Source organism: Hydrocarboniphaga sp. FW305-C-57 (assembly GCF_058783045.1).
On sequence record NZ_JBYSYG010000005.1, the window covers coordinates 282963 to 306512 of the forward strand.

At 67.1% G+C, this 23550-nt stretch carries 13 protein-coding genes and 2 tRNA genes; 14 read left to right on the forward strand and 1 reads right to left on the reverse strand.

All coding sequences use genetic code 11. The features are described 5' to 3' along the window. Positions 1-154 precede the first annotated feature (154 nt). The 10 genes from AC3WUM_RS12735 to folD all read left to right on the forward strand — a co-directional run bounded on the left by AC3WUM_RS12735 (position 155) and on the right by folD (position 10760). Positions 155-466 carry an EthD family reductase gene (locus AC3WUM_RS12735; protein ID WP_492410685.1) on the forward strand — a complete coding sequence of 104 codons (312 nt, stop codon included), beginning with the start codon at positions 155-157 and terminating at the stop codon, positions 464-466. 388 nt (positions 467-854) lie between these two features. Beyond that, positions 855-2705 carry a PQQ-dependent dehydrogenase, methanol/ethanol family gene (locus AC3WUM_RS12740; protein ID WP_492410686.1) on the forward strand — a complete coding sequence of 617 codons (1851 nt, stop codon included), beginning with the start codon at positions 855-857 and terminating at the stop codon, positions 2703-2705. 106 nt (positions 2706-2811) lie between these two features. Then, complete coding sequence (locus AC3WUM_RS12745) at positions 2812-4506, forward strand: quinoprotein dehydrogenase-associated putative ABC transporter substrate-binding protein (RefSeq protein ID WP_492410687.1); 1695 nt, start codon at positions 2812-2814, stop codon at positions 4504-4506. Positions 4507-4551: 45 nt separating this feature from the next. Further along, on the forward strand, positions 4552-5130 hold the full coding sequence (locus AC3WUM_RS12750; RefSeq protein ID WP_492410688.1) for a c-type cytochrome: 579 nt from the start codon (positions 4552-4554) through the stop codon (positions 5128-5130). A gap of 44 nt (positions 5131-5174) precedes the next feature. Continuing rightward, a complete protein-coding gene (locus AC3WUM_RS12755) occupies positions 5175-6287 on the forward strand; it encodes an S-(hydroxymethyl)glutathione dehydrogenase/class III alcohol dehydrogenase (RefSeq protein WP_492410689.1) in 1113 nt (370 codons plus the stop codon). A 271-nt stretch (positions 6288-6558) separates the two neighbouring features. Further along, complete coding sequence (locus AC3WUM_RS12760) at positions 6559-8583, forward strand: sigma-54-dependent Fis family transcriptional regulator (protein WP_492410690.1); 2025 nt, start codon at positions 6559-6561, stop codon at positions 8581-8583. 217 nt (positions 8584-8800) lie between these two features. After that, positions 8801-9376: an S-(hydroxymethyl)glutathione synthase gene (gene gfa, locus AC3WUM_RS12765; protein WP_492410691.1), complete on the forward strand. Its 576-nt coding sequence runs from the start codon at positions 8801-8803 to the stop codon at positions 9374-9376. Between the two features lie 247 nt (positions 9377-9623). Further along, positions 9624-9699, forward strand: a tRNA-His gene (locus AC3WUM_RS12770). A gap of 32 nt (positions 9700-9731) precedes the next feature. Then, positions 9732-9806 (forward strand) — tRNA-Lys (locus AC3WUM_RS12775). Between the two features lie 108 nt (positions 9807-9914). After that, a complete protein-coding gene (gene folD, locus AC3WUM_RS12780; protein ID WP_492410692.1) occupies positions 9915-10760 on the forward strand; it encodes a bifunctional methylenetetrahydrofolate dehydrogenase/methenyltetrahydrofolate cyclohydrolase FolD in 846 nt (281 codons plus the stop codon). Between the two features lie 9 nt (positions 10761-10769). Here folD and AC3WUM_RS12785 read toward each other — a convergent pair whose 3' ends face one another. Next, positions 10770-11654: a class I SAM-dependent methyltransferase gene (locus AC3WUM_RS12785; RefSeq protein WP_492410693.1), complete on the reverse strand. Its 885-nt coding sequence runs from the start codon at positions 11652-11654 to the stop codon at positions 10770-10772. A gap of 267 nt (positions 11655-11921) precedes the next feature. On the opposite strand from AC3WUM_RS12785, the gene AC3WUM_RS12790 reads away from it, so the two are divergent. Genes AC3WUM_RS12790 through AC3WUM_RS12805 form a run of 4 tightly spaced genes read left to right on the forward strand, consistent with a single transcriptional unit; the run spans position 11922 to position 23537 of the window. Continuing rightward, entirely contained in the window at positions 11922-18440 is a 6519-nt protein-coding gene (locus AC3WUM_RS12790; protein ID WP_492410694.1) for an amino acid adenylation domain-containing protein, read from the forward strand. Further along, positions 18437-21772 (forward strand): non-ribosomal peptide synthetase, encoded by a 3336-nt coding sequence (locus AC3WUM_RS12795; RefSeq protein WP_492410695.1) that lies wholly within the window; start codon positions 18437-18439, stop codon positions 21770-21772. Before AC3WUM_RS12790 ends, AC3WUM_RS12795 begins: the two co-directional genes overlap by 4 nt. Continuing rightward, a complete protein-coding gene (locus AC3WUM_RS12800; RefSeq protein ID WP_492410696.1) occupies positions 21751-22557 on the forward strand; it encodes an alpha/beta hydrolase family protein in 807 nt (268 codons plus the stop codon). The genes AC3WUM_RS12795 and AC3WUM_RS12800 overlap by 22 nt, the downstream gene beginning before the upstream one ends. Then, on the forward strand, positions 22554-23537 hold the full coding sequence (locus AC3WUM_RS12805; protein ID WP_492410697.1) for an alpha/beta fold hydrolase: 984 nt from the start codon (positions 22554-22556) through the stop codon (positions 23535-23537). Before AC3WUM_RS12800 ends, AC3WUM_RS12805 begins: the two co-directional genes overlap by 4 nt. Positions 23538-23550 lie beyond the last annotated feature (13 nt).

The following is a 23550-nucleotide window of genomic DNA, read 5'->3' on the forward strand; positions in this document are numbered from 1 at the left end:
CCGCGCTGCAACACTTGTTGCACGATCGAAAGTCCCGATCGACGGTCGGGATTTTTTCCGTTTGTGCGAGGCATGAACTACGGCTACCGTAGCGGGCGACCGCGTTCGGTCCCATCAAGCAGTCCAGTAACAGATCAACAATCGAGGAGCGCAGATGATCAAGGTGAACGTGCTGTACCCGGGCGGCAAGGACACGAAGTTCGACGCCACCTACTACTTCGAAAAGCATCTTCCGCTCGTCCAGCGCAAGGTCGGCGCCGCGCTGCGCAAGGTCGACGGCGAACTGGGCCTGTCGGGTGGCGCACCTGGTAGCGAACCTCCGTTCGTGGCGATGTGCCATCTGTACTTCGATTCGGTCGAATCCTTCCAGACCCATTTCGGCCCGCATGCACCCGAGATCATGGCGGACATTCCGAACTACACGAACGTGCAGCCGATCCTGCAGATCAGCGACGTCAAACTGTAGGCACTCGATCCGCCACTGGGTCCGCGGCGCGGATTCAGCGGTACCGGCACCGGCCGCAGCCCGAAGCGATTCTCGGGCTGCGGCTTTTTTGTTACCGATTCGCCCCTGCGACAGTCGGTCCGCAGGTCGATTGGGTCACATGCGACACAAAGGCCGTGGCGCGCGCGACCCGCGCACACCTCCCTGCCGCAGCGCAGCAAAATGCATCGCGCTCAACTGTTTGATTTACAACCGTTTAAAAGCAGCGTTCAGGCTGGCACGACCACTGCTCCTTCTATCGCGAACCGTTCGACCTTGACTCACAAGAACGGAAACGGCGCCCGCCTTCCGCAACGGAGACGGGCGAACCAAAACAGAACGACACACACGCGTAGCGAGGAGTTAGCACATGAATGTCCAGAGATTCAGGCTGGTCTGTGCCGCCTTGATTTTGGGAGCGGCCTGCGGAAGTGCGACGGGGAATTCGGAAATCATCAAGCGCCAGGGCGATCCGGCGAACTGGGCATCGCCCAGCGGCGATCTGGCATCGACACGACATAGCAAGCTCGCCGACATCAACACCGGCAACGTCGACAAGCTGCAGATGATCTGGTCGCAGTCGAGCGGAACGCTGCGCGGCCACGAAGGCCAGCCGCTCGTGATCACCGACGACGGCAAGCCGATGATGTACCTGATCAGCGGCTGGCCCAACATCGTCCAGGCGCTCGACCTGTCCGACCCGGACAATCCCAAGGCGATCTGGAAATACGTGAAGGAATCCGATCGCGACGAGTCCGCGGTTCCGCGCGCCTGCTGCGACACCGTCAATCGCGGCCTGGCCTACGCACAGGGCAAGGTCATCTTCGGCACGCTCGACGGCTTTCTGATCGCGCTCGACGCCAAGACCGGCAAGGAAGCCTGGGTCGTCAAGCACGCGCATCCGGACAAGGGCGAAACCATCACGCCGGCTCCGCTGATCGCCGAGGACAAGGTGCTGATCGGCTTCGGCGGCAACGAGTTCGCCGCTCGCGGCCGCTTCACGGCCTACAACATCAAGGATGGCAAGAAGCTCTGGGAATGCAGCTCCACCGGCACCGACAAGGAGATCTGCATCACCAAGAACACCAACAAGGCCAACCCGCATTACGGCACCACGGACGCCTCGATCAAGAGCTATCCGGGTGACGAGTGGCAGCGCGGCGGCGGAACCAGCTGGGGCTTCTACAGCTACGACCCCGAACTCAAGCTCGTCTATCACTCGACCGGCAATCCCGGCCTCTGGAGCCCGTTCTATCGCTGCTCGTTCAAGACGCACGAGGAGTGCAACACCGGCAAGCAGGACAACAAGTGGTCGATGACGATCTTCGCGCGCAAGATCGACACGGGCGAAGCGGTATGGGCCTACCAGATGACGCCGTTCGACCAGTGGGACTACGACGGCATCAACGAAAACATGCTGGCCGACTGGACCATCGACGGCAAGAAGCGCAAGGTGCTCGTGCACTTCGATCGCAACGGCTTCGCCTACGTGCTCGATCGCACCGACGGCACCTTGCTGCGCGCGAACAAGTTCGTCACCGCGAACTGGGCCGAGAAGATCGACATGAAGTCGGGCCGCCCGATCAAGGTCAAGGAGCATTCTCCGTTCGGCCTCGAAAACAACGTGCAGGCCTGCCCGTCCGCGATGGGCGGCAAGGATCAGCAGCCCTGCGCGCTCGATCCGAACGAGCCCGGCGTCGCCTACTGCCCGACCAACAACTGGTGCATGGAACTCGAACCGCAGGAGCGCTCGCACACGCAGCAGGGCACCGTGTACGTGTTCGCGAACGTGTTCATGTATCCCGAGAAGCCCGGCACCACCGGCAAGTTCAAGAAGTTCAACGTGCTGACCGGCGAGACCGTCTGGGAGATTCCGGACCCGTATCCGAACTGGAGCGGCGCGCTCGTGACCGATGGCGGCCTGGCCTTCTACGGCAGCCTCGGCGGCGACTTCCGTGCCGTCGATCGCAAGACCGGCAAGGTGCTGTGGTCGCGCAAGCTCGAGTCCGGAATCATCGGCAACCCGATCACCTACAAGGTCAATGGCAAGCAGTACGTGTCGGTGTGGTCGGGCATCGGCGGCTGGATCGGCCTGCCGGTGACCGCGGGCCTCGATCTCGAAGACAAGTTCGGCGCCATCGGTGCGACCGCGATGACCAAGGCCGCCAACCTCGACAAGATTCCGCAGGGCGGCACGCTCTATACGTTCCGCGTGAACTGAGAGCCGTACAGACAAGGCGAAGCAATCGCCGATAAGTGCCGGCTGCTCGCGTTCCACGCGAGCGCGAGCAGCCCGGCCAGGAGTCACACAGCGCAAGGAGATCATCGTGAATCGACACGAGAAGATCGCATCGACCATTGCATCGAAAGTTTCGACGGGCCTCGCTCCGGCTGCATTCGCAGCGGTGGCGACGCTGTTCACCCTGCCCGCGCAAGCGGGAGAAGTCCGCAGCCTGCGCGTCTGCGCCGACCCCGGCAACATGCCGCTGTCGAACCAGCGTGGCGAGGGCTACCAGAACAAGATCGCCGAAGTGCTCGGCGAAGCACTCGGCACCGGCGTTTCGTATGACTGGCGCAGCTCGATCGAACGCGGATTGCTGCGCGGCACGCTCGACGCCAACGCCTGCGACGTGATGTTCGACGTGCCCACCGACATGGAGCGCGTGCTCGTCACCCAGCCGCTCTACAGGAGCGCCTTCGTGCTCGCGTATCGCAGCGATCGCCACTATCAGGTCAAGAGCCTCGAAGACCCGCTGCTCAAGAAGCTCAAGATCGGCGTCTACCAGACCTCGGCGATTCGCGAGTCCCTGGGCCAGCGCGACGTCAAGAACAACACGGTCACGCATTTTCTGAGCTACGACGGCGATCGCGTGCCCGAGAACCAGCCTTCGTACCAGGTGCAGCAGGTCGTCGACGGCAAGCTCGACATGGCCGCGATCTGGGGCCCGTTCGCGGGCTACTACAAGACCATCAAGAAGGCCGACATCACGCTGCAGCCGGTCAACCTGATGGACGACGATCGCCAGCTCGAGTTCGACATGGCACTCGCGGTCCGTCGTGGCGACAAGGGCCTGCAGCAACGGCTCAACCAGGCGCTCGCCGACAACAAGGACAAGATCGAGCAGATCCTGAACGACTACGGCGTTCCGCTCGTGCAGTGCGAGGCCTGCGTGATCAGCGGCAAGCTGCCCTCGCACGGCCCCTACCAGTTCGAGCACCGCTACCAGGCCGCGGCCAAGCCCGCGGGCTACGGGCCGGACGCCACGCTGGCTCAGCTCAAGCAGTGGCTCAAGGACGGCGCCGACCCGACGCGCGAACTCGCCAATGCGACGCTCGCGGGCGATCTGGTCCGCGTGCGCTATCTGGTAGAGCAGACCCAGGCCGACATCGACCGGCTCGACGGCGAAGGCTACGCGCCGCTGCACAACGCGGTGCGCATGCGCTTCGACGACATCACCGCGTACCTGCTCGAACACGAGGCGAACATCGACGTGCGCGACAGCGATCAGTGGACGCCGCTGATGCACGCATCCTGGCGCGACAATGCCAGTGCGGTGAAGCTGCTCGCGAGCAAGGGAGCCGATCGCGAGGCGCGCAACAGCCGTGGCATGACGGCGCTGTCGATCGCCTCGCAATACGGCAAGTCCGAATCGGCGAGCGCGCTCATCAAGGCCGGCGCGGACCTGAACCACGCGGTCGGTGGCGGCCACTACACACCGCTCATGCTGGCCGCCGCCGGCGGCTGGAACCCGATCGCGCAAGCGCTGATCGCAGCCGGAGCGAACGTCGAGGCACGCAACGGAGCGGGCATCACCGCGCTGATGATCGCGGCGGCCAGCAATCGGCCCGATACCGCCAGGGCGCTGATCGCAGCGGGGGCCAAGCTCGATGCGCGCGACGACGGCGGCGCCACCGCGCTGAGCATCGCCCAGGAGCGCGGCAACGACGCGGTCATCGAAGTCTTGCAGCAGAAGGCGTCGCGAGCCGGCGCTTCGGTTGCCGATACGCACAACAAAGTCTGAGCAGGATCAGCCCAGGCCTTTCATTTCATAAAAAGGAACCCGCAAATGCGCTTCACTGCTTTCAACAATCGCGGCACCCATCGCGCACTCCAGCTGCTCTTCACGTCGCTCGCCCTGGTCATGGGCACCGTCTCGTTGCATGTCTTCGCCGATGGCGAGGCAGCGCCCACGGCCAGCGCCGAAGCTTCGACGGCGCCCGCTTCCGGTGCCGCTGAAAAGCCGCTCGACATCGTCAAGGCCACGCCCAAGGGCCAGCTCAAGAACCCCTACCAGGACACCGACAAGGACATCGTCGAGCAAGGTCGCAAGCTCTACATGCGCACGAGCTGCAACGGCTGCCACGGCGGCACCGGCGGCGGCGGCATGTGTCCTCCGCTTTCGAACGAAACCTGGGTCTACGGCGGTGACGACGACACCCTGTTCCGGCTGATCTCGGAAGGCTCCGACGCGCTGCAGAAGGACGGCTATGCGCGCAAGGGCCGCGAGAACGTGGTCGGGCCGATGCCGCCGCATGGAGCCATCGTCAAGAGTGGCGACGACCTCTGGAAGATCATCACCTTCATCCGCGCGAACTATCGCGGCAGCGAGGCGAAGAAATACGGAGACGCGCCGGCGACGAAATGATTCGTAGCGGAATCGCAGCATCCGAACAGCCAAGAGGAGACGACATGAAATCAAGAGCTGCAGTCGCCTGGGAAGCCGGCAAGCCGCTGTCGATCGAGGAGATCGACGTCGCCCCGCCCAAGGCCGGTGAGGTGCTGATCAAGATCGTGGCGACCGGCGTCTGCCATACCGACGCGTTCACTTTGTCGGGCGCCGATCCCGAAGGCCTGTTCCCGGTGATCCTCGGTCACGAGGGCGGCGGCATCGTGCAGGAGATCGGGCCCGGCGTGAGCAGCGTCAAGCCCGGCGATCATGTGATTCCGCTGTACACGCCCGAATGTGGCGAATGCAAGTTCTGCCTGTCCGGCAAGACCAACCTGTGCCAGAAGATCCGCGCGACCCAGGGCAAGGGCTTGATGCCGGACGGCAGCTCGCGTTTCTCGTACAAGGGCAAGCCGATCCTGCATTACATGGGCACGAGCACCTTCTCCGAGTACACGGTGATGCCGGAGATTTCGGTCGCCAAGATCAATCAGAAGGCACCGCTCGAGAAGGTCTGCCTGCTCGGCTGCGGCATCACGACCGGCATCGGTGCGGTGCTCAACACCGCCAAGGTGCAACCCGGAGACAGCGTCGCGGTGTTCGGCCTCGGCGGCATCGGGTTGTCGGTCGTGCAGGGCGCGGTGATGGCCAAGGCCGGGCGCATCATCGCCGTCGACATGAACCCTTCGAAGTGGGAGATGGCGAAGGCGCTCGGCGCCACCGATTTCGTCAACCCGAAGGATCATCCGGATACGCCGATCCAGCAGGTCATCGTCGATCTGACCGACGGCGGTGTCGATTTCTCGTTCGAATGCATCGGCAACGTCAACGTCATGCGCTCCGCGCTCGAGTGCTGTCACAAGGGCTGGGGCGAGTCGATCATCATCGGTGTCGCCGGTGCGGGACAGGAGATCAGTACGCGACCGTTCCAGCTCGTCACCGGGCGTGTCTGGCGCGGCTCCGCCTTCGGCGGCGTCAAGGGTCGCTCGCAGTTGCCGGGCTACGTCGATCGCTATCTCAAGGGCGAGATCAGGATCGACGAGATGATCACAGAGGTGCTGCCACTCGACGAGATCAACAAGGCTTTCGATCTCATGCACGAGGGCAAGGTGATCCGATCGGTCATCCGCTACTGATCGTCACATTACCCATGAATGCGCGCACCACCCTCCACTTTCGCGTCACGGCTTCGGCCGTGATGGCGTCACTGCGCGCATCGACTGTTCCGTCTGTCAGGAAATGCCGCTTTTCCGCAGCGCGATTGTTGAGTAGTCTCAGCGCTCGGCAGCGGTGGTGCTGCCGCGCGTACCCGAAGCGGGCCGCAGACCCGCATCGCGCGGTTTTCTCCATCGGCAAGACCGATCCCATGCAGGATTGCATGAGGACCACATGATGGAGGAGAAAATCATGGTTCTGAGACAGGACGGAACAGGCCATGCGCGCCTGATCCAATCGGCCGTCAAGGGGCAGCCCACCGCGATCGACATCGACCAGAGCGTGCGACATTCGTGGAGCCGCTGCCTGAGCAGCTACTCGCTCGATCCGCTCAAGACCAAGCATCCGATCGTGGTCGAGCGCGTGGATCTGCAGACCCGGCGTGAACGCCTCGGCACCATGCTGCAGATCGCGCGCGTCGAAATGCTCGGTCTCGCGCGGCAGATGCAGCATTCCGAGTTCGGCATCATGTTGACCGACGCCGACGGCGTGATCCTCTGTTACACGGGCGATCCGGCGTTCGCCGACACCGCGCGGCGCAGCGGTTTTCGCGAAGGCGCGATCTGGAGCGAGCGCGAGCTCGGCACCAACGGCATGGGCACCTGCCTGATGATGCGCCGCTCGATCATCATCCATCGATCCGAACACTTCCTGCTGCAGAACACCGCGCTGACCTGCACCGCCGCGCCGATCTTCGACATGCAGGGCAGGCTGCTCGCGGCGCTCGACATTTCGGGCAGCTCGTCGGAACCGCAGATGCACACGCTCGCGCTCGTCGAGATCGCGGCCAAGAACATCGAGAACCGCGCGGTGCTCGAAGCGGCGCGTGGCTATCACGTGCTGCGCTTCCACCCGTTCCCCGAATTCGTCAGCACGCCCGGCGAAGGCGTGATCGCCTTCGACGAAGCCGGCCTGATCGTCGGCTGCAATCGGGCGGCACTCGACCTGCTCAGCTATCGCGAGCATCGCGAGCTCTGCGGCGAGAACATCGGCAGCGTGCTCGAAACCAGCCTCGGCACCCTGTTGCAGCTCGCCTCGCGCCCCGGCATGCGGCCCGAGCCGATCGCGGCGCACCTGGGCCATCTGCGCCTGTTCGGCGTGGTGCAGGCTCCGGCTTCCGACTTCAGCGCGAACAAGCCGGCCGGCAACGTGCTGACGCTCAAGAACATCGATGCGGCGCCGTCGCGCGATCCGGTGGTGGCTTCGAACCATCACATCGCCCGTCGCGTGATGAACCGCGATATCTCGATCCTGCTGCTCGGCGAGACCGGCACCGGCAAGGGCTACTTCGCCAAGAGCATTCACGCGGCGAGCGAGCGCGCGGACAAGCCTTTCGTCTCGGTCAACTGCGCGGCGATTCCGGAGCTGCTGATCGAGAGCGAGCTGTTCGGCTACAAGCCCGGCGCGTTCACGGGCGCGGCCCGGCAAGGCCATTCGGGCCGCATCCTGCAGGCCAACGGCGGCACGCTGTTCCTCGACGAGATCGGCGACATGCCGCTGTCGCTGCAGGCGCGCTTGCTCACGGTGATCGAAGATCGCGAAGTCATGCCGCTCGGCGGCAGCAAGCCGGTGCCGGTGGATATCCGCATCATCAGCGCCACGCATTGCGACCTGATCGAAATGACCTCGCGCGGCCAGTTCCGCGACGATCTCTACTACCGCCTCAACGGCATCACCTTGACGATGCCGCCGCTGCGCAAGCGCCAGGACTTGCCCGAGATGGTGCAGGCGCTGATCCGGATCGAAGCCGGTGATCGCAACATCCGCATCGGCGACGCGCTGGTGCAGCGGCTGCTGCGCTGCAGCTGGCCCGGCAACCTGCGCCAGCTGCGCAACGTGATCCGCAACCTGCTCGCGCTGAGCGAAACCGACGAGCTTTCACTGACCGATTTCGATGAGCGCTGGCTGCTCGGCGCGAACGCTCCGTCCGAGGCCCGCATCGAAACGCAGGCCGTCACGCGCCTGAATCACGAATCCGACGCGGACGACGAAGACGATGACGACGTGCTCGCCGACGCCGAACGCGCCGCGCTGCTGCGCACGCTCGAAGCCTGTCGCTGGAACGTCAGCGAAGCCGCCGTGCGCCTGCACGTGAGCCGCAAGACGCTCTACCGGAAAATGCATCGCCATGGCCTGATCCGCGACGGCCAGCGCCTCGATTCGCTTCACGGCGAAGGCGACTCCCATCACGCCGGAGCCGGGCTCACGCCCGGCTAGAGGCCTCCATGCTCGATCGGCCAATGCTATCGACATGGATGCGCGCCTCCACGCATCCGTGCCGGCCATCGAGCAAGACCCTGGCGACTGCAGGCGCCGGGAGACTGCATTGCAGTCCACCCACGCAGTGTCCACAGGATTGAATGGAGGAGTTGCCATGATTTCAGGAGCACCCCGCGCCGAGCGCGCTCACGCCGATCTTCCGGGACGGTGAGCCATGGGCGCCCTTTCGCTACACCCGTCCATCGACAACGGTATCAAGCCGACCTCGCCGAACTTCACCGGCGGCACGCTGAGCTGCAAGTGCACGCAGAACCCGGTCAGGGTGAAGCTGTCCTCGCAGACCGCGCATAACCACGCCTGCGGCTGCACCAAATGCTGGAAGCCGGCCGGCGCGCTGTTCTCGGTGGTCGCGGTGGTGCCGCGCGACAAGGTCGAAGTCATCGAGAACGCCGACAAGCTCGTGGTCGTCGACAGCAAGGCCACCATCCAGCGCCACGCCTGCAAGGATTGCGGCGTCCACCTGTACGGTCGCATCGAGAACACCAACCACCCGTTCTACGGCCTCGACTTCGTTCACACCGAGCTGTCGTCCGAGTCGGGCTGGTCGGCACCGACCTTCGCCGCATTCGTCTCCTCGATCATCGAATCGGGAGCCGACCCGGCGAACATGGGCGCGGTCCGCAGCCGGCTCACCGAGCTCGGGCTGACGCCTTACGACTGCCTGTCTCCCCCGCTCATGGACGCGATCTCCACGCACGTGGCGAAGGCATCGGGCGTGCTCAAGGCCTGAGCGGCCGGGAGACGCGGAACGGGAGACGGGAGACGTAGAAGCAGTCGATGCGAGCGCCACCGCGACCGCAGGATGGATCTTTTGCGTCTCCCGTTCTCCGTCTCCCGGAGCAACGAGCGCTTTGGTGGCTCTCGCGGTCGGACGGGAGCCACCCCTTTTTGTTACGTTCCCCACCCTCAAGCCGCAACAAACTTTCGCAAAACCCTTTCCTTACGAAAATGTTTTGGTATGATGCGCGCCCTCAGCGGTGGCCGTAGCTCAGTTGGTAGAGTCCCAGATTGTGATTCTGGTTGTCGCGGGTTCGAGCCCCGTCGGTCACCCCACAATCAGTGGGTAGAGGCAAGTTGCAACAAGTGGGTTGCTAGCTCAATGGTAGAGCAGCTGACTCTTAATCAGTAGGTTCGGGGTTCGAGTCCCTGGCAGCCCACCACTTGTCTGTACCATTAGAGCCGGCCAGTGCCGGCTTTTTTATGGGCGCCGCACTGGCATCATCTTCTCCCCGCCATCTGGCCACTGCAGGCAGCCGAACTCCGGATTCATGAGCGCGAAACTCATCGACGGCAAATTCATTGCCGACACCCTGCAGCAAGAGCTCCGGACCCGCGTCAGCGAGATCACCGCCTCGGGCCGCCGCGCCCCGGCGCTCGCGACGCTGCTGGTCGGCCATGATCCGGCCTCGCATGTCTACGTGCGCAACAAGCGCCTGGCCTGCGAGCGCATCGGCATCCGCTCGCTGCCGCTGGAATTCGGCTCCGACATCAGCCAAGCCGAGCTGCTCGCCGAGATCGAACGACTCAACAACGACCCCGAAGTCGACGGCATCCTCGTCCAGCTGCCGCTGCCCGCGCAGATCGATTCGACCGCCATCATCGAGGCGATCCGCCCCGACAAGGACGTCGACGGCTTCCACCCGTACAACCTCGGCCGCCTGGCCCAGCGCCAGCCGGTGCTGCGCCCGTGCACGCCGTTCGGGGTGATCGAGATGCTGCGGCGCTCGGGCGAATCGTTCTACGGGCGCCGGGCGATCGTCGTCGGGGCCTCGAACCACGTCGGCCGGCCGATGGGCCTCGAACTGCTGCTCGCCGGGGCCACCACCACGGTCTGCCATCGCTTCACGCGCGATCTGGCCGAGGAAGTCGCCCGCGCCGAACTCGTCATCGTCGCGGTCGGCAAACCGGGCTTCATCAAGGGCGACTGGATCGCCCCGGGGGCGACGGTGGTCGACATCGGCATCAACCGCCTGCCCGATGGCAGGCTCTGCGGCGACGTCGAGTTCGACGTCGCGCGCCAGCGCGCCGCCTACATCACCCCGGTCCCGGGCGGCGTCGGCCCGATGACCGTGACCATGCTCATGCACAACACCGTGCTGGCCGCCTCGCGCTGAGGCCAGGCTTCAGCGCGAGCTTTCGCGCGTCCTCGCGACGAGCATGATCCAGCGGATACCGTCCCAGACGCGTTCCCGCTGCCAGAGCAGCTCGAAGCCGCCGTCCGCCAGCAGCTGCGGGTAATGATGCGACCACGATCGCTCGGCCCCATAGGGCTTCGAGGCGGTCTCGGTGGCCAGGTCGTGATCCGCGGCCAGCGGCTCGACCATCGCGAACAAGGCCGGGGCACAGGCGCTGATCGCGCTCAGCAATCCGCGCAGCTTGGCCTCGGGCAGATATTCCAGCACGCCCGCATTGCTCAGGTAGACCCAGCCGGCCTGCGCGTGCGCCGGAATCCAGTCGGCCACATCGCCGCTTTCGAAGCGCAGATCGGCCTCGCCGCGATCACGCGCGCCGAAACGGGCCCGGTTCAGACGCGTCTGCTCGGCGCTCAGGTCGAGGCCGATGAAGTGATCGAGTTGCGGCAGGCGACGCGCGACATCGGCGAGCACGATGCCCGAGCCGCAGCCGATCTCGCAGAGCGTGCGGTAACGGGCATCCGCCTCGATCGGCTCGCGCAGGGCCTCGACGATGTCCGCATGGCAGGGCAGCCACCAGCTGTCGAAACGGGCCTGCGCCTGCTCGTGGAAGCGCACGGCCTGCTCGCCGGCCCATAGCCAGTCGTGCAATCCATTGAGCCGGTCGAGCGTTCCGGCGCGCTCGTGACGCTCGCCGAGCGCCGTCAGCAAAAAACGGTCCCGACGAGTGAGCGCCTGCCCGACCTCGCCACGCTCGAGCTGCGCCGCGCGTCGCGGCATCAGCCTCAGCAACAGCCGGCCGATCAAGTGCTTGAGCGCGGTCTTTGAACTGGAAGACTCCCGCAGCAGCGGGAACTGAACCTGCTGGATCTGCATGCGCCACTCCCTGGCTTTCGATGCGGCTGTTGCGTCCGCGCGAGCAACATAGCGTCCGGCACGAGGCCCAACAAGCTGCGGCCCGGCGCCGAACCCGCAAACCCGACGAGCGATTCATTCCTCATTAAATTTTGTCCGTCATTCTGCAGTCATTGGCGAGCGCTTCTCGCCATCGGGGCTGCAACAACGCAACACCGCTACGACTTTCCGCTGCCGCCTCGCAGGATGCGAGGCGGTTTTCGTATCGATCCAGGGAGTGGACGCGGCTTGGCACAGGGACGACTACCAGGGTCCGAATCCGCTTCGGGCCACAGCGACTACGTAAGCACGGCGGACGGCGGTTCGGAACCTCCGCAGCCCTGCTTCTCGATCTTCAAGCGCTTCGAAGCCCGCGCCGTCGAGATGCCAGACTCGATCGCGCTGAGCGACGAATCCGGCAGCCTCCGTTACAGCGAGCTGCTCGAGCGAGCCGAACACATCGCGGCCGCACTGGCGGAAGCCGGTTGCGGCGCGCATCAGCCGATCGCGGTGCTGTTGCCGCGTGGACGCGAACTCGTCGCCAGCCTGCTCGCGATCGCACGCTGCGGCGCGCCGTATCTCGCGCTCGACATCAATGCTCCGGCCCAGCGGCTCGCATCGATGCTGCAGCAGACGCAGTGCAAGACCATCGTCGGCGATCGAACAGCCTTTGCCGAGCTTCAGCCGCAAGCCTTGCAGCAGCCGGCGCTCGCCGATGCGCGCTGGATCGATCCGCAGAATCTGTCTTCCCTGCCGTCCGCCGCACTCGCACCGGCGCACGAGACCCAAGCCGACGAACTGTTCTGCGTGCTCTACACCTCGGGCTCGACGGGTGTTCCGAAAGGCGTCGAGCTCAGCGCGCGCAACGTGCTGAACTGTCTGCAGTGGATGCAGAAGCAGTATTCGCTCACCGAGCGCGACGTGATACTGCACAAGACGCCGATCGTCTTCGACGTCTCGATGTACGAGCTGTTCTGGCCGCTCATGTGCGGCGCACGCGTGGCGCTCGCCAAGCCCGAGGGCCACCGGGATCCGGCGTATCTCGCCGCGCTGATCCAGCGGCAGCAAGTCACCGCAGCGCATTTCGTTCCGTCGATGCTCGCCGCGTTCGCCGAAGACGAGGACGCCGCGGGCTGCTCCACGCTGCGTCATCTTTTCGCCGCCGGTGAGGCGCTGCCGGCCGCGCTCGCGCAGCGCTGCCTGCGCCTGTTGCCGCAAGTGCAGCTGCACAATCTCTATGGCCCGACCGAGGCCGGCGTCGTCAGCCACTGGAGCTGCGACCGCGACTGGGCGGAAGACCGCATTCCGATCGGCCATGCCGTCGACAACACGCAGTTGTACCTGCTCGACGAAACCTTGCAGCCCGTCGCCGACGGTGAAGAGGGCGAGCTGTATCTGGCCGGTGCGCAGCTCGCGCGCGGTTACGTCGGCCGTCCCGACCTGACCAGCGAGCGCTTCATCGAGCATCCGCAGTTCGGCCGTCTCTATCGCAGCGGCGATCGCGCGCGACGCCGCAGCAACGGCGCGCTCGACTATCTCGGCCGCCGCGATGCGCAGATCAAGCTGCGCGGCGTGCGCATCGAACTCGGCGAAATCGAAGCCGCCCTCGCCTCGCATGCGGGCGTCGTCGAAGCCGCCGCGGCAGTGCGTGAATTCGGAGTCGCGGACGAACGCCTGCTGGCCTGGTACACGTCGCGCGAACCGGCGCCAGCGGCCGATGAGCTGCGCCGCCACCTGGCCGCGCTGCTGCCCGAGGCGATGCTGCCCCAGCAGTTCATCGCGCTCACCGACATGCCACGTCTGACCACCGGCAAGATCGATCGCCGCTCGCTGCCCCTGCCTACGCCACAGCAGGGCGAAGCCGCGCTGCCCAACGACGCGCTGCAGGCTCGCCTGCTGAGGCTCTGGCGCGAGATCATCGGCCGCTCCGACATCGGCGTTCACGATCGCTTTCTCGAAGCCGGCGGCAATTCCCTGCTGGCCTTGCGCGTGATGTCGAAGCTGCGCGAAGCACTCGGCCAGCGCATTCCGCTGTCGAGCTTCTTCGCCGAACCGACGGTGGCCGGTTTCGCCGCACTGCTGCGGCGCGATCACGCCGAGGCCTGCGCGAGCTGGCTCGCCGACCTGCCGCGCAGCGATCGTCGCCGCTCCGCCACACGTAGCGTCTCCGAGGCATCGCCGGCGCAGCCGCGCAACAAGCCGGACGATCCGATCGCCATCGTCGGCATGGCCTGCCGCGTGCCGGGCGCGGCGGACGTCGAGGCCTTCTGGAAGCTGCTCGCCGAGCGCCGCGAAGGCATCCGCGATCTCGGCGACGAAGAACTCCTCGCGGCCGGCATCGCGCCCGAGCTGCTCGACGATCCGGCCTACGTGCGCCGAGCCGCCGCGATCGACGATCCGCTGGCCTTCGACGCCGCGTTCTTCGGCTACACACCGCGCGACGCCGAGCTCACCGATCCACAGCAGCGCGTGCTGCTCGAATGCGCCTGGCATGCGCTCGAACACGCCGGCATCGCGCCGGGTGGCGCGCGCATCGGCGTCTACGCAGGCGTCGCGCACAACCAGTATTTCGATCGCCACGTCGCCACGCATGACGACCTGCGGATCGGCGACGAAGGCTTTCATGCGCTGCTCGGTTCCGACAAGGATTACGCGGCCACGCGCATCGCCTACAAGCTCGACCTGCGCGGCCCTGCGCTGACCTTGCAGACGGCCTGCTCGAGTTCGGGCGTGGCCCTGCACCTGGCCTGCCAGGGCCTGCGTGCCGGCGATTGCGAAGCCGCCATCGTCGGCGGCGTGCGCATCAACCTGCCGCAGGCCGGCTACCGGCCTGTCGACGGCGGCCCGCAGTCGGCCGACGGCCGCGTGCGGCCTTTCGATGCGAACGCCAACGGCATGGTGCTCGGCTCGGGCGTCGCCTGCCTCGTGCTCAAGCCGCTGAGCCGCGCACTCGCCGACGGCGATCGCGTCTATGCGCTCGTGCGCGGCAGCGCGATCAACAACGATGGCGCGGCCAAGGCCGGCTACACCGCGCCGGCCGAAGACGGCCAGCTGCGCGTGATCGAAGACGCGCTCGCGGCCGCGGGCGTTTCGGCCGACAGCGTCGGCTATGTCGAGGCGCACGGCACCGGCACCGCGCTCGGCGATCCGATCGAATTCGCCGCGCTCTCGCGCGGCTACGCGCAGGCCGAACGCATCGCGCTCGGCAGCGTCAAGGGCAACATCGGCCATCTCGACGCCGGCGCCGGCGCGATCGGACTGATCAAGGCCGCGCTCGCGCTGCACCACCGCGAGCTGCCGGCCACGCTGCATTTTGCGGCGCCGAATCCCGAATGCGATTTCGAGTCGGCGCCATTCTTCGTCAACACCGAGCACGCACCGTGGCCCGCGCAGGGCGCTCGCCGAGCCGCAGTGTCTTCTTTCGGCTTCGGCGGCACCAACTTCCACGGCGTGCTCGAAGAAGCGCCCGCGCAGCAGGCTTCGGCGCCCAAACGCGCGGCGCAGCTGATCAAGCTTTCGGCCGCGAGCGCCGAGGCCTTGCGGCAGCAGGCGACGAGGCTCGCGGATTTCCTGCAGCAGCGCGACGAGGTCTGTCTGGCCGATGTCGCCTACACGCTCGACGCGGGCCGCGCGCGGCTGCCGTTCCGCGACGCCTTCGTCGCGAGCGACATCGCGCAGGCGATCGAGCAGTTGCGCCGCATCGAAGCCGGCGGCGAAGCGCGCAAGCCTTCGCGCCTGGTGTTCGTGTTTCCGGGCCAGGGCGCGCAGCACGTCGGCATGGGCCGCGCGCTCTACGAGCGCGAGCCGCTGTTCCGCGAGATCATCGATCACTGCGCCGAGCGCCTGCAGCCCCTGCTCGGACGCGATCTGCGCGAGTTGCTGTATCCGCAGCCCGAACAGGCCGGGGTCGCCGCCGAGGCGATGCGCGGCACCGAGTTCGCGCAGCCCGCGATCTTCGCGGTGAGCTATGCCACCGCCAGGCTCTGGCAATCCTGGGGCCTGGAGCCCGATGCGCTGGTCGGCCACAGCCTCGGCGAGTTCGTCGCCGCGACGCTCGCCGGCGTGTTCGAACTCGACGATGCGCTCGCGATCATCGCCGAGCGCGGACGGCTCATGCACGACATGCCCACGGGCGGCATGCTCGCCGTACGGCTGTCGGCCCAGGACGTCGAACCGTATCTGAGCGCGAGCGTGAGCCTCGGCGGCATCAACGCGCCCGAAGTGGTGGTGCTGTCGGGCGAGCGCGAGGCGCTCGCCGAACTCGAGCAGCGCTTCAACGCGCTCGACATCGGCTGCCAGGCGCTGCATACCTCGCATGCCTTTCATTCGCCGATGATGCAGCCACTCGTCGATCGCTTCGCCGCCGTCGTCGCGGGCTATTCGCGCAAACCACTGCAGAAGCCGCTGGTGTCGACCTTGAGCGGCGGCTGGGCGCAAAGCGAAGATCTCGTCGAGCCGCATCACTGGGCGCGCCAGCTGCGCGAGCCCGTGCTGTTCTGGCCGGCGATGCAGACGCTGCTGCAGCAAACCGATTGCGTCTATCTCGAAGTCGGCCCCGGGCAGACGCTCACGACCGCGATCCGCCAGGGCTCGCAAGGCGCGGTCGCGCTCGCCTCGCTGCCGCACAGCGCGCAGGCCCAGCGCGATGCGCTCGACCATCTGCTCGAAACCGCGGCGCGGCTGTTCGTCGCTGGCTGCGATCTCGATGCGCGCCGCTATTACGCGGGCGAACGGCGCCTGAAGCTCGGCCTGCCGGGTTATCCGTTCGCGCGCACGATCCACTGCCTGCAGCCGGCGGTGATGGGCCCCGCGGCGACGGTCGCGATGTCTGCGATCGCAGCGACGACGCCCGAACCGGACCGCGCGGCCGTCGAAGCCGAAGCTGCTTCCGCCGTTGTCGAAGAGGACGTCCTGCTGCAGCGTCTGCTCGCCTTGCTCACGCGCCTGACCGGTCTCGAGTTCTCGCCTCAGCAGTACGACAGGAGCTTCCTCGAACTGGGCCTCGATTCGCTTTCGCTCACGCAGGTGGCGAGCCGCATCAAGGCCGAGTTTCGCGTCGACCTGCGCTTCCGCCGTCTGCTCGAAGACTGCGGAAGCGTGAACCTGCTCAAGGCCTGGCTCGCGCAGCAGAACGTCGGCGCCGAACCGAGCAGCAAGGTGGTGCCGCTGCACAAGCCCGAGCCGAACGCGACGCCCGCGCACACGAACGCTGCAAGCACGGTGACCTTCGGCGCCGGCGCGCGCATCGAGCGCAAGGCCCAGCACGCGCTGTCGATCGAGCAGAAAGTCTCGCTGGTCCGGCTCACCGATCGCTACCTCACGCGCACCGAAGCTTCACGCCAGTACGCGCAGCAGCATCGCGCGCAGCTCGCCGACCCGCGCACGGTTTCGGGTTTCCGGCCGCTGATCAAGGAGCTCGTCTACCCGATCGTGGTCGAGCGCTCCGAAGGCGCCTACCTGTGGGATCTCGACGGCAACCGCTATGTCGACGCGACCTGCGGCTTCGGCTCGATGTTCTTCGGCCATCGTCCGGCCTTCGTCAGCGAGGCGATCGAAAAACAGCTGCAGATCGGCTGGGAAATCGGACCGCAGACGCCGCTGACCGGCGAATGCGCGCGCCTGTTCACCGAGTGCACGGGGCTCGAACGCGTGGCCTTCTGCAACACCGGTTCCGAAGCGGTGATCGCGGCTGTGCGACTCGCGCGCACGGTCACCGGACGCAATCTCATCGTCAGCTTCACGGGCGACTACCACGGCATCCAGGACGAAGTGATCGTGCGGGCCGGCGCCAACGGCCGCTCGATTCCGGCGGCGCCGGGCATTCCGCTCGAATCGGTCGCCAACACGCTGATTCTCGACTACGGCAGCGACGAGGCCCTGCGCATCATCCGCGAGCGCGCGGACGACATCGCCGGCGTGCTGATCGAGCCGGTGCAGTCGCGGCGGCCGGATTTCCAGCCGCGCGAATTCCTGCAGCAGCTGCGCGAACTCACGCGCGAGACCGGCATCGCCTTCATCATGGACGAGGTCATCACGGGCTTTCGTTCGGGCCTGCGCGGAGCGCAGGCGTACTACGGCGTCGAGGCCGACATCGGCGTCTACGGCAAGGTCTTCGGTGGCGGCATGCCGATCGGCGCAGTCGCGGGCTGCGCGCGCTTCATGGATGCGCTCGACGGCGGCCACTGGCAGTACGGCGACGATTCGGTGCCCGAAGCCGGCGTGACCTACTTCGCCGGCACGTTCGTGCGCCACCCGCTCACGCTCGCGGCCGTGCGCGCCTCCCTGCTCGCGTTGCGCGAGCACCCGCAATGGCCCGAGGAAGTCGCCGAGAAAACCCGGCGCATGGTCGACTGCATCAACGAGGATCTGCGCAGCGCGGGCGCTCCGCTGCACCTGGTGCGCTACTCCTCACTGTGGAAGCCCAAGTACGACAGCGAGCAGACGCATGGCGACCTGCTGTTCTTCTTCCTGCGCGAGCGCGGCATCCACATCTGGGAAGGCCGGCCCTGCTTCCTGAGCACCGCGCACAGCGAGACCGACGTCGAGCAGATCGTCGACGCGTTTCGCTACGCGGTCGCGCAGATGCAGCGCGGCGGCTGGTTCGAGCAGGTCGCCACAGCGGCCGCCGAACCCGCACCCACGCTGCTCACCGACGAGCCGCCGCTGCCGCATGCGCGCATCGGCCGCGGTGCCGACGGATCACCGGCCTGGTTCGTGCCCGATCCGTCGCGGCCCGGACGTTATCTACAGCTGGAGCTTGCCGCATGAACGACATGGCGCCCGAGAATCTGATGGCCCTCAACGCGAGTGCCGCGCCTGCGACCAGCCTGCGACTGGTGCCGGTCGATCACGATCCGTTCGCAGGTCCGGCGCTCAGCGCGTTCACGCCGGTCACCGCCTCACAGAGCGAAATCTGGCTGGCCTGCGCGCTCGATGCGCCGATGAGCCTGGCCTACAACGAAGGACTGTCGCTGCAACTGCGCGGAGCGCTCGACGTGCAGGCCCTCGAAGCCGCGCTGCAGCGCATCGTCGATCGCCACGAATCGCTACGCGCGAGTTTCTCTCCCGACGGCCGCTGGATGTGCGTGCACGAGTCGCTGCCGGTGTCGCTGCCTGTGACCGCGCTCGAGGACGAGCGCGATCCGCAGGCCACGTTCGACGAGGCGGCCCGGCGCGGCATGCGCGAGCACTTCGATCTTACGCACGGGCCGCTGATCCGCTTCGCGCTGTACCGGCTGTCCGCGCAGGAGCATCGTCTCGTGCTCGTCGCGCATCACCTGGTCTGCGACGGCTGGTCGATGGCGCAGCTGCTCGTCGAGATCGGGGCGATCTATTCGGCGCTCGTCGAACGGCGCGACGCCGAACTGCCCTACGCACCCGATCGCTACGTCGAATACAGCCGGCTCGAACACGCGTTCGCCGCATCCGAGGAAGGCCAGCGCCAGCTGCGCTACTGGGTCGAGCAATTGCGCGAGGCCCCGGCCGCGCTCGATCTGCCGAGCGCGCGTCCACGCCCCGCGCAACGCCGCTTCGAAGCCGCGCGCTACGACCATCGCCTGCCGGCCGAACTCGCCGCCGAGCTGCGCCGCTTCGGCGCGGCGCACGGCAGCAGCCTGGTGATGACCCTGCTCGCGGGCTTCACCGCGCATCTGCACCGTCTCACGGGCGCCGACGACATGGTCATCGGCCTCGCCGCCGCCGGACAGTCGCTGCACGAGCGTCCGCACTTGGTCGGCCATTGCGTGAACCTGCTGCCGCTGCGGCTCAAGCCGGCGCCGCAACTGAGCTTCGGCGAACTGCTCGATCAGACTCGCCGCGTGGTGCTCGATGCCTACGAGAACCAGGGCGCGACCTTCGGCGCGATCCTGCCGCAACTGCAACTGGCCGAGGACGCCTCGCGACCGAAGCTGATCGGCATCGGCTTCAACCTCGACGTGCGCGACGACGACATCACGCACAGCGGCCTGCAGGTGCGCTACGAAACCCTGCAGCGCGCCTGCGACAATTTCGAGCTCGCGCTCAACATCGTCGACAACGGCCACGACCTCGTCGTCGAGTGCAGCTACAACCGCGCGCTGTTCGACGAAGACGACGTACGCCGCCGCGTCTACGAATACGAGAACCTGCTGCGCCAGGCCGAGGCCTGCCTGCAGACTCCGCTGCGCGAGCTGCCGCTGATCTCTCAGGCCGAACGCAGGCGCCTGCTCGAAGATTTCAACGCCACCGCGCCGGTCGAGCTTCCGCAGTCGAGCCTTCATGCGCTGATCGCGGCGCAGGCGTCTCGCAGCCCCGATGCGATCGCGCTCGCCGATGCGCAGCGCCATTGGAGCTACGCGCAGATGATGCGGCGCGCCGATGCGATCGCCGCAGCCTTGCAGGCGCACGGCGTGGTCGCGGGCGACTTCGTCGGCGTGAGCCTGCGGCGCACAATCGAACTGCCCGCCGCGCTGCTCGGCGTGCTCAAGTGCGGCGCCGCCTACGTGCCGCTCGACGCCGAGCTGCCCGTCGCGCGCCTGGACTTCATGGCACGCGATGCGCAGCTGCGCCTGCTGCTCTGCGAACGCGCCACGAGCGAGGCGGTGGCAACGCTCGGCTGCGCCAGGCTCGCGCTCGAAAACGTCGCCGACTACGACGGCGAGTCCATCGAAACCGCCGTCGAACCCGATGCGCCGGCCTACGCGATCTACACCTCGGGCTCGACGGGCCAGCCCAAGGGCGTGGTCGTGCCGCATCGCGGCGTGGTCAATTGCATGGCCGGAACGCAGTCGCGCATCGGCATCGGCGAGCGCGACACGCTGCTGTCGGTGACCACCTTCGCGTTCGACGGCTCGGTGATCGAATTCTTCCTGCCGCTGCTCCACGGCGCGCGCCTGGCGATCGCCGACGAAGCCGCGATGACCGACGGCCAGCAGCTCGCCGACGCACTCGAACGCTTCGAAGTCACGCGCCTGCTCACGGTGCCGGCGATCTGGCGGCTGCTGCTCGCCGCGGGCTGGCAGGGCAAGGCCGATCTGATCGGCAGTTCCGCGGCCGAGCCGCTGACGCCCGATCTGGCGGCCGCGCTGCTGCCGCGGCTCGCCGAACTGTGGAATCTCTACGGGCCGACCGAGTCGACCGTGTGGATGCTCGGCACGCGCATCGTCGATGCGCAGGCGCCGATCACGATCGGCTCGCCGATCGCCAACACGCGCGCCTACGTGCTCGATGCGCATCGCCAACCGGTGCCGGTCGGCGTCAGCGGCGAGCTCTACATCGGCGGTGCCGGCGTCGCGCTCGGCTATCTGAATCGCCCCGAACTCGATGCCGAGCGCTTCCTGCCCGATCCGTTCGTCGCGGATGGCGGCGCGAGCGCGCGCATGTACCGCAGCGGCGACGTCGTGCGCTGGACCGAGCACGGCGAGATCGTGTTCCAGGGCCGCGCCGACCATCAGGTCAAGCTGCGGGGCTATCGCATCGAGCTCGGTGAGATCGAAGCCGCGCTCAAGCTCGACAAGGACATCGCCGATGCCGTCTGCGGCGTGCTCGAACGCTCGCCAGGCGATCCGCGGCTGGTCGCCTGGGTGCAGCCCGCGAACGCGCTGCAACCGCACGCAAGCGTGCTGCGCCGCAGACTGCGCGAAATGCTGCCGGCCTACATGATCCCGCAGCATTTCGTGATGCTCGAAGCGCTGCCGCGCCTGCCCAACGGCAAGCTCGACCGCAAGCGCCTGCCCTCGCCGTTCGAGACGCGCGCGAGCGTCGAAGTGCTGCCGATCGCCCCGCGCAGCGTCGCCGAGCGCGACGTCGCCGAGCTCTGGCAGGAGCTGCTCGGCCACGGCAACTTCCATGTCACCGATCGCTTCCTCGACGTCGGCGGCCATTCGCTGCTCGCGGTGCAGCTCGCGGCGAGACTGCGCGAGCGCTTCGCACTCGAGCTGCCGCTGCGCGAAGTGCTCGCCGCGCCGCTCGGCCAGATCGCCCTCGCGCTCGAAGCGCGCAGGCCGGAGGCGCAAGGCCAGACGGCAATCGATGAACCCGCAGCCGCGCCGGCGACCGCCGTCCGCACGGCTCCGCCCACCCGATCGAGACTCAAAACCCTGTGGGAACGCCTGACACGCTGACCAGTGCAGGCCTGGAGCCGATGCATTTCGGCCCGGGCGAGCGCCTCTACGGCATGCGCAGCGAGCCGCTGGGCTCCGCTGCGCGGCAGACGGCCGTGCTGATCTGTCACAGCTGGGGCGCCGAGTATCAGCGCAGTTACCGTGGCTGCTATCGGCTGTCGGAGCAGCTCGCGACGCTCGGCTTCGACACGCTGCGCTTCGACTATTCGTGCACCGGCGATTCGGCCGGCGAAGAAGCCGACGCCCGGCTGCCGCACTGGCTCGACGACATCGAGGCCGCAGCGCAGGAGCTGCGCGAGCTTTCGGGCTGCCCGCGGCTCTGCGTACTCGGCCTGCGCCTCGGCGGGCTGCTCGCGCTCGAAGCGGTGGCGCGCGGGCTGCGCGCCGACCAGCTCGTGCTGTGGGATCTGCCGGCCAGCGGGCGCAGCTGGATCGACGAATTGCTCGTGCTGCATGCGGCGAGCTACGAGCGCAAGAATCGCTATCGGCCGCAGAGCCTGGCGCTGCCGCTGCCCACCGACGAGCTGCTCGGCTCGCCGTGGCCCGCCGAACTCGCCGACGCGATCGCGGCGCTGCGTCCGCAGCCCTGGCTGTCGGCCGAGCGGCTGCTGCTGATCGACAGCGCGGACACCACGATCGAACGCGGCGGTGAATGCCAGGCCGTCCAGCGCCGCGTGCTCGACGAGGCCGCGCACTGGACTCAGCTCGACAAGCTCAACACGCCGCTCGGCTCGGCACCGAGCGCCCGCGCGATCGCCGGCGCACTCGCCGAGCTGCTGCCATGAGCCTGCGCGAACGGGCGCTGCAGTTCGGCCCCGGCGGCCGCCTGCTCGGCATGCTGAGCCTGCCGTCCGAGATCGACCCCGAGCTGCCCGCGATCCTGATTCCGAACACCGGCTTCGAACATCGCATCGGCCCGCATCGGCTGCATGTGCATCTGGCGCGCGCATTCGCGGCCGAAGGCTTCGTCTGTCTGCGGCTGGACCTGTCCGGACTCGGCGACAGCGCGACATCCACCCAAAGCGATGCGATCGCCGAGCTGCGCGCGGCGATGGACGCGCTGCAAGGCCTGAAACTGGCCCGGCGCTGCATTCCGGTGGGCCTCTGCTCGGGCGGGCACGATGCGCACCGCTACGCGGTCAGCGACGCGCGCGTGGCCGGCGCGGCGTTTCTCGATCACTACCTCTACCACACGCCGCGCTCGCGCCGGATCCATCTGACGCAGCGCCTCGCCGAACCGCGCCGCCTGCTCAACTGGATCGAGCGGCTGCGCAATGGCGCAGGCGCCGGCGAGGTGCAGGAGCCCGAATACTTCCGCCAGCCAAGCCCGCAGCGGTTCCGCGAGGACGTGGCCGGCTTCATGCAGCGCGGCATGCCGCTGTTCTTCCTGTTCACGGGCGAATACCAGAACACCTACAACTATCCCGACCAGCTGCTCGACGTCTGTCCGAAGCTCGGCGAATACGAGCGCTACGACCTGCACTACTTCGCCGAGGCTGACCACACCTTCAGCCAGCGGCGCATGCGCGAGCAGCTGCTCGAAACGCTGCGCATGTGGCTCGCGCAGCAGGTACGCCCGAAGTTCGGAGCGAAGCGGCAGCCGACGCCGCGCGGCGTCGATCAGCCGCCGGTCGCGGCGATGGCCAGCGCGCTGAGCACCACGCCATCGACGAAACTCACGCGCCCGACACCGAGCGTGCCGCCGAACCACGCGGCGGCGGCTTTCGCCGAATCGCTCAGCGGCGTCACCGAGACTGCACCATGAGCCTCGATGCGCA

What these genes read in the sequence shown, in the direction of transcription:
- AC3WUM_RS12785 (WP_492410693.1), bottom strand. Translation starts at nt 11,654, where the DNA reads ATGCAGATCCAGCAGGTTCAGTTCCCGCTGCTGCGGGAGTCTTCCAGT.
- AC3WUM_RS12740 (WP_492410686.1), top strand. Translation starts at nt 855, where the DNA reads ATGAATGTCCAGAGATTCAGGCTGGTCTGTGCCGCCTTGATTTTGGGA.
- AC3WUM_RS12755 (WP_492410689.1), top strand. Translation starts at nt 5,175, where the DNA reads ATGAAATCAAGAGCTGCAGTCGCCTGGGAAGCCGGCAAGCCGCTGTCG.
- gfa (WP_492410691.1), top strand. Translation starts at nt 8,801, where the DNA reads ATGGGCGCCCTTTCGCTACACCCGTCCATCGACAACGGTATCAAGCCG.
- AC3WUM_RS12760 (WP_492410690.1), top strand. Translation starts at nt 6,559, where the DNA reads ATGGTTCTGAGACAGGACGGAACAGGCCATGCGCGCCTGATCCAATCG.
- folD (WP_492410692.1), top strand. Translation starts at nt 9,915, where the DNA reads ATGAGCGCGAAACTCATCGACGGCAAATTCATTGCCGACACCCTGCAG.
- AC3WUM_RS12795 (WP_492410695.1), top strand. Translation starts at nt 18,437, where the DNA reads ATGAACGACATGGCGCCCGAGAATCTGATGGCCCTCAACGCGAGTGCC.
- AC3WUM_RS12735 (WP_492410685.1), top strand. Translation starts at nt 155, where the DNA reads ATGATCAAGGTGAACGTGCTGTACCCGGGCGGCAAGGACACGAAGTTC.
- AC3WUM_RS12750 (WP_492410688.1), top strand. Translation starts at nt 4,552, where the DNA reads ATGCGCTTCACTGCTTTCAACAATCGCGGCACCCATCGCGCACTCCAG.
- AC3WUM_RS12805 (WP_492410697.1), top strand. Translation starts at nt 22,554, where the DNA reads ATGAGCCTGCGCGAACGGGCGCTGCAGTTCGGCCCCGGCGGCCGCCTG.